This window comes from Desulfotomaculum defluvii (genome assembly GCF_054657375.1).
In genome coordinates this window covers 591,205-601,729 of sequence record NZ_BAAHYV010000008.1, presented here as the reverse complement: position 1 = coordinate 601,729, position 10,525 = coordinate 591,205, and the positions used below count along the sequence as shown (strand labels likewise).

Annotated in this window: 6 protein-coding genes and 2 rRNA genes; 3 read left to right on the top strand and 5 right to left on the bottom strand. The window is 44.0% G+C overall.

The genetic code is table 11. From position 1 onward, the window contains the following. Window positions 1-128: 128 nt before the first annotated feature. From ACYQ03_RS18390 to hflX, 3 genes are all read right to left on the bottom strand, one after another. Window positions 129-3,065 (bottom strand): 23S ribosomal RNA (locus ACYQ03_RS18390). Window positions 3,066-3,322: 257 nt separating this feature from the next. Next, window positions 3,323-4,852: ribosomal RNA gene (locus ACYQ03_RS18385) — 16S ribosomal RNA — on the bottom strand. Together the 16S and 23S rRNA genes form the textbook arrangement of a ribosomal RNA operon. A gap of 421 nt (window positions 4,853-5,273) precedes the next feature. After that, window positions 5,274-6,527 (bottom strand): GTPase HflX, encoded by a 1,254-nt coding sequence (gene hflX, locus ACYQ03_RS18380; protein WP_459911416.1) that lies wholly within the window; start codon window positions 6,525-6,527, stop codon window positions 5,274-5,276. A gap of 207 nt (window positions 6,528-6,734) precedes the next feature. Here hflX and ACYQ03_RS18375 point away from each other — a divergent pair, with 207 nt between their 5' ends. Further along, on the top strand, window positions 6,735-7,580 hold the full coding sequence (locus ACYQ03_RS18375; RefSeq protein WP_459911415.1) for a L,D-transpeptidase family protein: 846 nt from the start codon (window positions 6,735-6,737) through the stop codon (window positions 7,578-7,580). Between the two features lie 76 nt (window positions 7,581-7,656). Further along, window positions 7,657-8,676 (top strand): alpha-hydroxy-acid oxidizing protein, encoded by a 1,020-nt coding sequence (locus ACYQ03_RS18370; protein ID WP_459911414.1) that lies wholly within the window; start codon window positions 7,657-7,659, stop codon window positions 8,674-8,676. 55 nt (window positions 8,677-8,731) lie between these two features. Here ACYQ03_RS18370 and ACYQ03_RS18365 read toward each other — a convergent pair whose 3' ends face one another. Together ACYQ03_RS18365 and ACYQ03_RS18360 are read right to left on the bottom strand one after the other, a co-directional pair. Further along, on the bottom strand, window positions 8,732-9,364 hold the full coding sequence (locus ACYQ03_RS18365) for a CBS and ACT domain-containing protein (RefSeq protein ID WP_459911413.1): 633 nt from the start codon (window positions 9,362-9,364) through the stop codon (window positions 8,732-8,734). Window positions 9,365-9,461: 97 nt separating this feature from the next. Continuing rightward, the gene (locus ACYQ03_RS18360; RefSeq protein ID WP_459911412.1) at window positions 9,462-10,094 is read right to left on the bottom strand and encodes a flavin reductase family protein; all 633 of its coding nucleotides are present in this window, start codon (window positions 10,092-10,094) and stop codon (window positions 9,462-9,464) included. A gap of 109 nt (window positions 10,095-10,203) precedes the next feature. On the opposite strand from ACYQ03_RS18360, the gene ACYQ03_RS18355 reads away from it, so the two are divergent. After that, on the top strand, window positions 10,204-10,350 hold the full coding sequence (locus ACYQ03_RS18355; RefSeq protein ID WP_459911411.1) for a hypothetical protein: 147 nt from the start codon (window positions 10,204-10,206) through the stop codon (window positions 10,348-10,350). Window positions 10,351-10,525: the final 175 nt, after the last annotated feature.

Sequence of the window (10,525 nt, the reverse complement as noted above, 5' to 3'; positions counted from 1 at the left end):
TGGGGCTTTTCCTTTTTTACTAAACCTATGTGTTCTCTGAAAACTAAACAGCGTTGAAGTAACTGCGTCATTTATTTCTACCTTAGCTCACGGCACATGGCACATGGCACATGGCACAAGGCTAATTCTTGGTCAAGAGCTCGATCTATTAGTACCGGTCAGCTGAAAACATTACTGCTCTTACACTTCCGGCCTATCTACCATGTAGTCTTCATGGGATCTTATCTACTTGCGTAGTGGGAAACCTCATCTTGAAGGGGGCTTCGTGCTTAGATGCTTTCAGCACTTATCCCTTCCGGACTTAGATACCCAGCACTACCGTTGGCACGATAGCTGGTACACCAGCGGTCCGTCCATCCCGGTCCTCTCGTACTAGGGACAGCTCTTCTCAAGTTTCCTGCGCCTGCGACGGATAGGGACCGAACTGTCTCACGACGTTCTGAACCCAGCTCACGTACCGCTTTAATGGGCGAACAGCCCAACCCTTGGGACCTACTTCAGCCCCAGGATGCGATGAGCCGACATCGAGGTGCCAAACCTCCCCGTCGATGTGGACTCTTGGGGGAGATAAGCCTGTTATCCCCGGGGTAGCTTTTATCCGTTGAGCGACGGCCCTTCCACTCAGAACCGCCGGATCACTAAGCCCTACTTTCGTACCAGCTCGACTTGTTGGTCTCGCTGTCAAGCTCCCTTTTGCCTTTACACTCTAACGTGCGATTTCCTTCCGCACTGAGGGAACCTTTGGGCGCCTCCGTTACCTTTTGGGAGGCGACCGCCCCAGTCAAACTGCCCACCTGACACTGTCCTAAAACCAGCTTCATGGTCTATAGTTAGAATTTCAATATCTAAAGGGTGGTATCCCAACGTTGACTCCACCTACACTGGCGTGCAAGTTTCTCAGTCTCCCACCTATCCTGTACATCAAATACCAAAACCCAATGTCAAGCTACAGTAAAGCTCCACGGGGTCTTTCTGTCCTGTCGCAGGTAGACGGCATCTTCACCGTCATTACAATTTCACCGAGCCCCTCGTTGAGACAGTGCCCAAATCGTTACGCCTTTCGTGCGGGTCAGAACTTACCTGACAAGGAATTTCGCTACCTTAGGACCGTTATAGTTACGGCCGCCGTTTACTGGGGCTTCGGTTCTATGCTTCGATTGCTCTAACATTTCCCCTTAACCTTCCAGCACCGGGCAGGCGTCAGCCCCTATACGTCAGCTTTCGCTTTAGCAGGGACCTGTGTTTTTGGTAAACAGTCGCTTGGGCCTTTTCTCTGCGGCCTCTTCTCGCTCCAAACGTGTGTTTTTCACGATATCGAGGCACCCCTTCTCCCGAAGTTACGGGGTCATTTTGCCGAGTTCCTTAACGAGGGTTCTCTCGCGCGCCTTAGGATTCTCACCCCACCTACCTGTGTCGGTTTGCGGTACGGGCACCAGCTTACCTCGTTAGAAGTTTTTCTTGGCAGTTTGGGATCAGTTACTTCGCTACTTGTTTTCGCTCCCCATCACCTCTCAGGATATGTGTAAGGCGGATTTGCCTACCTTACTCCCTACGGGCTTGGACCAGCTTTTCCAGCCGCTGGCTTAACTTACCCTCCTGCGTCACTCCATCCTCAAACGGTATCTGGTGGTATCGGATTCTCAACCGATTGTCCATCGCCTACGCCTTGCGGCCTCGGCTTAGGTCCCGACTTACTCTGGGCGGACGAACCTTCCCCAGAAAACCTTAGGTTTTCGGCGGGCAGGATTCTCACCTGCCTTTTCGCTTACTTATACCGGCATTCTCACTTCTTACTACTCCACAGCTCCTTACGGTACTGCTTCAACGCTGTAAGAACGCTCCCCTACCAATGTATTACTACATTCCAAAGCTTCGGTGATATACTTAGCCCCGTTACATTTTCGGCGCAGGGTCACTTGACCAGTGAGCTATTACGCACTCTTTAAATGGTGGCTGCTTCTAAGCCAACATCCTGGTTGTCTTAGCAACCCCACATCCTTTTCCACTTAGTATATCTTTGGGACCTTAGCTGTTGGTCTGGGCTGTTTCCCTTTTGACTACGAATCTTAGCACCCGCAGTCTGACTCCCGGTTACAATATAGCGGCATTCGGAGTTTGATTGGGTTCGGTAACCCGTGAAGGCCCCTAGCCCATTCAGTGCTCTACCTCCGCTATTCTCACACCGAGGCTAGCCCTAAAGCTATTTCGGGGAGAACCAGCTATCTCCTGGTTCGATTGGCATTTCACCCCTACCCACACCTCATCCGCCTCCTTTTCAACGAAGGTCGGTTCGAGCCTCCACTTTATTTTACTAAAGCTTCACTCTGGACATGGGTAGATCACCAGGTTTCGGGTCTACTCCAACGTACATATCGCCCTATTAAGACTTGCTTTCGCTTCGGCTCCGGCTTTTCTGCCTTAACCTGCACGTTAGATGTAACTCGCCGGTCCGTTCTACAAAAAGTACGCCATTACACTTTTAATGTGCTCTGACAGCTTGTAAGCATACGGTTTCAGGTTCTATTTCACTCCCCTCCCGGGGTGCTTTTCACCTTTCCCTCACGGTACTGGTTCACTATCGGTCGCTATGGGTATTTAGCCTTGGGGGGTGGTCCCCCCTGATTCCCACGGGGTTTCTCGTGTCCCGCGGTACTTGGGATTCCCTCTGCAAGTTTCATCCTTTCGTCTACAGGTGTTTTACCTTCTGTGCAGCACCTTTCCAGGTGTCTTCGACTAGGACTATTCTTCACGTGATGAGGGTCCCGCAACCCCAGATTTCCGAAGAAATCTGGTTTAGGCTCGCCCCTGTTCGCTCGCCGCTACTTGGGGGTTCGATATTTCTTTCTTTTCCTCCGGGTACTTAGATGTTTCAGTTCCCCGGGTGCCCTCCTCTATGCCTATATATTCAGCATAGGGTGACGGAGGTTTACTCCGCCGGGTTGCCCCATTCGGGTATCCACGATTCAATGCCTGCTTGCGGCTCCTCGTGGCTTTTCGCAGCTTACCGCGCCCTTCTTCGGCCCTTAGCGCCAAGGCATCCACCGTATGCCCTTTCTTTCTTGACCAAATCTTACTTGCTTGTTTCGGCTCGGTTACTTTTGGTAACCTACTGAAATTGTTTTTATGTCGACGCTTTACTTGTTTCGCTGTTCAGTTTTCAAAGAACACTTCTCACCAGCCTTTAGGCTGGATTTATGATTTTAATGCATGAGAGTCTGAAAAACAACCGGAAGTTTCTGGTTGTTTTGGTCTCTCAAAACTAAACAGATTAGATGATGAATGTCCGACCTTAGATAATCAGCTGTTGCTGATTTCTCCTTAGAAAGGAGGTGATCCAGCCGCACCTTCCGATACGGCTACCTTGTTACGACTTCACCCCAATCATCGGCCCCACCTTCGACGGCTGCCTCCTTACGGTTAGCTCACCGGCTTCGGGTGTTGTCAACTTTCGTGGTGTGACGGGCGGTGTGTACAAGGCCCGGGAACGTATTCACCGCAGTATGCTGACCTGCGATTACTAGCGATTCCGACTTCATGTAGTCGAGTTGCAGACTACAATCCGAACTGGGACCGGCTTTCTCAGGTTTGCTCCACTTCACAGCTTCGCTTCCGTCTGTACCGGCCATTGTAGTACGTGTGTAGCCCAGGACATAAGGGGCATGATGATTTGACGTCATCCCCACCTTCCTCCGTTTTGTCAACGGCAGTCACATTAGAGTTCCCATCTTTACATGCTGGCAACTAATGTTAGGGGTTGCGCTCGTTGCGGGACTTAACCCAACATCTCACGACACGAGCTGACGACAACCATGCACCACCTGTCTCTCTGCTTAACCGAAGTCAAGAAAACGTATCTCTACGCCTTTCAGAGGATGTCAAGCCCTGGTAAGGTTCTTCGCGTTGCGTCGAATTAAACCACATACTCCACCGCTTGTGCGGGCCCCCGTCAATTCCTTTGAGTTTCAGTCTTGCGACCGTACTCCCCAGGCGGAGTGCTTATTGTGTTAACTGCGGCACTGCAGGGGTCGATACCCGCAACACCTAGCACTCATCGTTTACGGCGTGGACTACCAGGGTATCTAATCCTGTTCGCTCCCCACGCTTTCGCGCCTCAGTGTCAGTTACAGTCCAGAGAGCCGCCTTCGCCACTGGTATTCCTCCCAATATCTACGCATTTCACCGCTACACTGGGAATTCTGCTCCCCTCTCCTGCACTCAAGTCCACCAGTATCAGAGGCAATCACGGGGTTGAGCCCCGAACTTTCACCTCTAACTTAATGAACCACCTACGCGCCCTTTACGCCCAGTAAATCCGGACAACGCTCGCTCCCTACGTATTACCGCGGCTGCTGGCACGTAGTTAGCCGGAGCTTACTCTTCAGGTACCGTCACTGACTTCTTCCCTGAAAACAGAGGTTTACAACCCGAAGGCCTTCTTCCCTCACGCGGCGTTGCTCCGTCAGGCTTTCGCCCATTGCGGAAGATTCCCCACTGCTGCCTCCCGTAGGAGTCTGGGCCGTGTCTCAGTCCCAGTGTGGCCGATCGCCCTCTCAGGCCGGCTACCCATCGTCGCCTTGGTGGTCCTCTACACCACCAACTAGCTAATGGGACGCGGATCCATCTGATAGCGTATGCGCTTTCCTTGCAGAGTCATGCGACTCCGCAAGCGTATCCGGTATTAGCAGCCGTTTCCAGCTGTTATCCCGGTCTATCAGGCAGGTTATCCACGCGTTACTCACCCGTTCGCCACTAAAATTAGAAATCGCAAGCTTCATTCTAATCTCCGTTCGACTTGCATGTGTTAGGCACGCCGCCAGCGTTCGTCCTGAGCCAGGATCAAACTCTCCGTAAAATATTTTAAAAATATCTTAAAGAGTTTTGGCTCTTTACTTATCCTAGATTTACTCGCTAGCGTCATTTAATAACGCTTGACGAGGATGTTTTTTGTGGTCGTCTTAGTTTCGAGTGTCTTATCCCCGTTAGGGGGTATCTCGACTTTTGACTTGACCTGTTTTTCATCCATCATCTTCTGTTTAGTTTTCAAAGACCATTTTGTTTTAACTTGTCCCGATCTTGCGACCGGAACTTTATCTTACCACTCTAATCAACTACTTTCAAGTGGTAATTATTAGCTATTGTTAGTTTGTTCAATTCACTTGGACAAGCCCTACAACGTTTTTTATAATAGCATATCACTTTTGAAGAGTCAAGTTAAGAAATCAATTTTTATTAGGGAATGTATCCTAAATGTATCTTATTAACATATTTAATAATTACAGCTGTTTTTGAACTCTAGCAGCCCAAACATTATTGATCTCTACTTCTATCTCGATTCCCTGAGAGATATATTTTTCCTGCAAAACCTTTCCCTTTTGATGAAGTATTGCCACTAGGTTAGTTTTATCGTAGGGAACAGTTAATTTTAATACAGAGTATCTTTGTTTTAAAACAGTAGTTATCGTATCTAAAAGTTGTTTAATTCCTAGATTATTAGCTGCTGAGATATAAACCCTTGGATCTTCAGTAAAGGGGAGTTCTTGCATGTCTTTTACTAAATCTACTTTGTTAAACACCGTTATTATTGGCTTATCTAGAACATGAAGCGATTGTAAAACTGCCTCGACAGCACGGGTTTGCCCTTCATAATTGGGATGGGATGCATCAACTACATGTAGAAGTAAATCAGCCTCTTGAACTTCTTCCAAGGTTGCTCGAAAAGCAGCAACTAGGTGGTGGGGTAAGTTCTGAATGAATCCAACTGTATCTGATATTAGAACCTTATCATTATTGGGCAAAGAAATACAACGTGTAGTGGGATCCAAGGTGGCAAACAGTTTATCCTCCACCAAAACATCTGCTCCTGTTAGGGTTCTTAATAAAGTACTCTTCCCAGCATTTGTATAACCAACAAGACTAATTACGGGAAAGGGCTCATTTGTTCTATTCTTTCTTAATAGGCTTCTGTGTCGTTGTACTTCCTTTAACTCCTGTTCAAGATCTGATATTCGCTTTCTAATTCTTCTTCTGTCCACCTCAAGCTTGGTTTCACCAGGACCCCTGGTTCCAATACCACCACCTAAGCGTGATAGTTGGGTCCCGAGACCTATTAATCGTGGTAATAAATATTTAAGCTGCGCTAATTCTACTTGTAATTTTCCTTCTTTTGTTTGAGCTCTGCGTGCAAAAATATCTAGGATCAATTGTGTTCGATCAATAACCTTAACTCCTAAACGTTCCTCAAGGTTTCGGGCCTGGGCAGGTGATAACTCTCTATCGTTAATAACCATATTGGCATCGGTTTCCTGACAGTATTCTGCCAGTTCCTCAACCTTGCCCTTACCAATAAAGGTTGCCGAGTCGATATACTGACGATTTTGCACAAAACTCCCCACGACTGCTGCACCTGCAGTATCTGCCAAACTGGCCAGCTCATCTAATGATTCTTGAATTTGGTGTTCTTTGGAACCTGGCAGTTTAACCCCTACCAAAATAGCTCTTTCCTCAATATCAGTTGATATCTCGTACAATCCTACGCTCTCCTTTTCAATCTCTTTTCGATTATAACTTTTGTTAACCTATCTATCAACCTAATATCTTGCCGCAAAAAAAACAATCTTTTTCTTCATAGACAATCCTATAGTTTAATAGTATGTATAAAAACTATATAAGGAGGGTTATTTACGTTAGTTAAAAGTAGGTTTTTCTGGCGAACGGCATTGGTTCTTTGCTTGGCTATGTCATTCTTAATTTTTGTGCCCAGCGCTGGAGCCACTGAAAAGAGTAAGTTGATTATCATTAACAAAAAAACAAACCAACTGGGCTTTTATGTAGATGGTTTGCTTACAAAAGTATTCCCCGTGGCCACTGGCAGACAGCGAAGTTTTACACCAGAGGGTAACTTTAAGGTGGTAAACAAACTAGTAAACCCGCCCTATTACAAAAAGAATATTCCTGGCGGAAGTCCCTATAACCCCCTCGGAACCCGTTGGCTTGGTCTCAGTGCCCCAGGGGGATCTTACGGTATACATGGTAATAGTAATCCCTCATCCATTGGCACCTATGCCTCTAACGGCTGTATTAGACTTCATAATAAAGATATTTTATGGCTTTATGATCAAATACCAGTGGGTACACCGGTTATTATTGTCTGGAATGACATCAATTTAATCGAAGGATTTGTTGACACCAAGCCTATAAAGTTATACCTTAATAATGAGGAAATAGCAGTTGGGGATAATTGTAAACTTTTTTCCAAACAAAATCAGCCTTATATACCTTTGAAACTCCTATGTCAAATATTTGGTTACTCAGTTAACTGGGATACTGCAGCAAAGACAATTAACGTAATACAACCGGGCTATATTGTAGAGCTAACCCCCAACGGGCAAGTTACATTAATTAATGGTCAAAGCTTTACTTTAAATGATGCTCCACAAGTTGTTGACGGTAATACATTTATTACACTATCAACAATTGATCAAATCTTCCACATTGATGCTCAGTGGAAACCAGACACAAGGGAGCTTTATCTCTACTCAAATCCATCTGATACTGTTTCAACTGATTCAACCAAAACCTGATGACTGGCTTATCTAATCATTTCATTGAAACTAAAAAAGAATATGCAAAATACAAATTATCAGGAGTGAATTAACTATGGACCTAAAATCACTAAGAACTGAAGCTAAAGAAAAACTAAAAGGCTATTGTCGGGTTTGCCCTGTATGTGACGGTCGTGCATGCGCAGGTGAAGTCCCTGGTATGGGTGGTACTGGTACAGGTGTTAGTTTTAGAAACAACCTCATAGCTCTAGCAGCTTATCAGTTGAATATGCGCACTTTACACAATGCCAAGGACCCCAATACAGAAATCGAATTATTCGGTTGCAAACTTTCCTCTCCAATTATGGCAGCACCCATGACTGGTACTCCTTATAATATGGGAGGTTCACTGTCAGAAAAAGAATTTATTAGCATGATTGTTTCGGGTAGCAAGGAAGCAGGAACCTTTGGTTGGACTGGTGACGGAGCTGACCCGGCAATGTATAACTCTGGTTTAGAAGCTATATCCTTTGAACAAGGACATGGTATTCCGATCATTAAACCTAGGGAGCAAAAAGTAATTATAGAATGTATTAGACAGGCGGAAAAAGTAGGTGCTAAGGCTGTAGGGGTAGATATCGATGGTGCAGGGCTAGTAACCATGGCTCTTAAGGGTCAGCCAGTAGGCCCCAAAACAAAAGCAGAAATAAAAGAACTCGTGGCTGCTACCCATCTCCCCTTTATTCTAAAAGGGATTATGACTGTTGATGAAGCTGAAGCTGCCGTAGAGGCAGGAGTTAGTGCTATTGTAGTATCTAACCACGGTGGACGCATACTTGACTTTACACCAGGAGCGGCCGAGGTGCTACCTTCTATAGCCGCTGCCGTAAAAGGAAAAGTTAAAATTATTGCCGATGGTGGTATACGTACAGGTGTAGATGTTTTAAAACTTCTTGCCCTAGGAGCAGATGCAGTTCTGGTAGGAAGGCCTTTGGTAGTTGGTGCCTTTGGTGGTCAAACAGAAGGAGTTAAATTAATCCTAGACAAAATGTCTTCGGAACTAAAACAAGCCATGATTTTAACAGGTTGTAATACCATCAAAGAAATTAATGAAAATGTTCTCTATAGGGCATAAAAATAACGTCTCCGATTTTGTCGGAGGCGTTATTCATTTTTACTAATTATTTTTACTAATTAACTGATATTACAGGAATTCCCCTTGCCTCTAATTCCTTAACCAAAGGTTCTGGTTCTACTGTGCTAACTCTCACAACCATGTGAACAATATCGTTATCTTTTCTATGAATAACAAGCCCTCTAATGTTAATATTCATATCTCTTATAATTTCGGTTAAATCTGCTATAGCACCCACCCGGTCATGGACTTGTAACACCAATCTTGTCCCGGCTCTTTTTATACTGAAAAACTCTATAAAAGCATCAAAAATATCAGTTTGTGTAATAATGCCTACTAGTTCATCCTCTTCCATAACCAACATACTGCCAATCTTATTTTCTCTCATAATTAGTGCTGCTTCTTCTATAGTAGTATCGGGATTCACAGTAATCGGATCCTTTACCATAACTTCACCAACCACCATTTTAGAAAGAAGGTAGTTCATTTCAAAAACACTTAGGGTAGTAGCCGGGGATGGAGTGACCGTTAGTAATTCCCTTTCAGTAACTAACCCAACCAACCGCCCTTTATCAGTAACAGGTAGCTGTCGTATTTTTAACTTCTTCATTTTTTCCAGAGCTTCGAGAATAGGAGTATTTTTAGATATGGTAATTGGTGATGTGGTCATACAATCTTTAACAAACATTAGCCTACCCCCTTTAACCTTTATTACACCAATTTTAAAGGATAGAATAAATAGCTGCAAGTAAATGTTGTATAATTATCAAAATATAATCATTTTTCTATTGAGATTTTAAATTTTGTTGATAATCATAATAAGTTAATTGAGTTTCATTTATTTTTATGTTACCTTCCAGTACTACAGCCACAAATAAAGTATGGCTATCAAATTCTACTGTGGATTTATGTTCAACCTCACAGTCATAATAACCTATACAATCTTCAATAACGGGACTGCCAGTATGTACGAGTTTATAATTATAATGTTCCAGTTTGTTTACTTGTCGTCCTGAGTTTCGTCCAAAAAAATCAACCAAATTAACTTGATTTTTAGTTAATGGAGCAAGAGAGAAATAACCACTTTCCTTAATGAAGTCATGGGACAGATTATTTTTATTAATAGCAACACCAAACCTTGGAGGCCAATAACTTATTTGAGTTACACTACTACAAACCATAACATTAGACTTACCACTAAGAGATGACCCCACTAAATACAAAAAACTATTAAGGTTTGGTATGCCTAAATAATCGTTAACATCAGGATTTTTAAACTGATCGTTTTTAGGTATGAGTACATGCCGGTTAGCTTCACTATTACATTTGCTGCACTGGGCCGGTGGTTTCTTGCCATAGGATTTTGAACCACATAATGAACATTTCCATAAATATATTTGCCAATTCTTTTGTGCCATGATTTGCCTCCTTAATATTACTGGGCCATGGTCATTTTATATTGTTTGATATATGTTTTGACATATTGTTTTCAACTTAGGAAACAATAAGCCTAAAGGGGGAAATACTATGAAACAAAAGCAAAATAATAATCCATATGGACTAAAACCTAAACCTTATAAAGTTTCACTAGGTGAAATTTTTATTGGCGAGGGAAGTGGCGGTTGCCGAAAAGATGACCCTAAGGAAACTACGCCCAAAGTACAAAATCCTTAAGTTTTAAAAAAATTTGCTTACATCATACTCTAAAGGGAATAACCAGGCGCATCAATAGGGCATAGCTAATGGTTATAGGCAAATTTGCCCTTATGTCTCGGAAAGTTTATAATCACCGAGATATGCCAAGATAAAGGCAATGTCTATTAGACATGCCTTATTTTAATTTAAGTTT

Coding starts and splice junctions, on each gene's coding strand:
- ACYQ03_RS18375 (WP_459911415.1), top strand. CDS start 6,735: ATGTCATTCTTAATTTTTGTGCCCAGCGCTGGAGCCACTGAAAAGAGT.
- ACYQ03_RS18370 (WP_459911414.1), top strand. CDS start 7,657: ATGGACCTAAAATCACTAAGAACTGAAGCTAAAGAAAAACTAAAAGGC.
- ACYQ03_RS18365 (WP_459911413.1), bottom strand. CDS start 9,364: ATGTTTGTTAAAGATTGTATGACCACATCACCAATTACCATATCTAAA.
- ACYQ03_RS18360 (WP_459911412.1), bottom strand. CDS start 10,094: ATGGCACAAAAGAATTGGCAAATATATTTATGGAAATGTTCATTATGT.
- ACYQ03_RS18355 (WP_459911411.1), top strand. CDS start 10,204: ATGAAACAAAAGCAAAATAATAATCCATATGGACTAAAACCTAAACCT.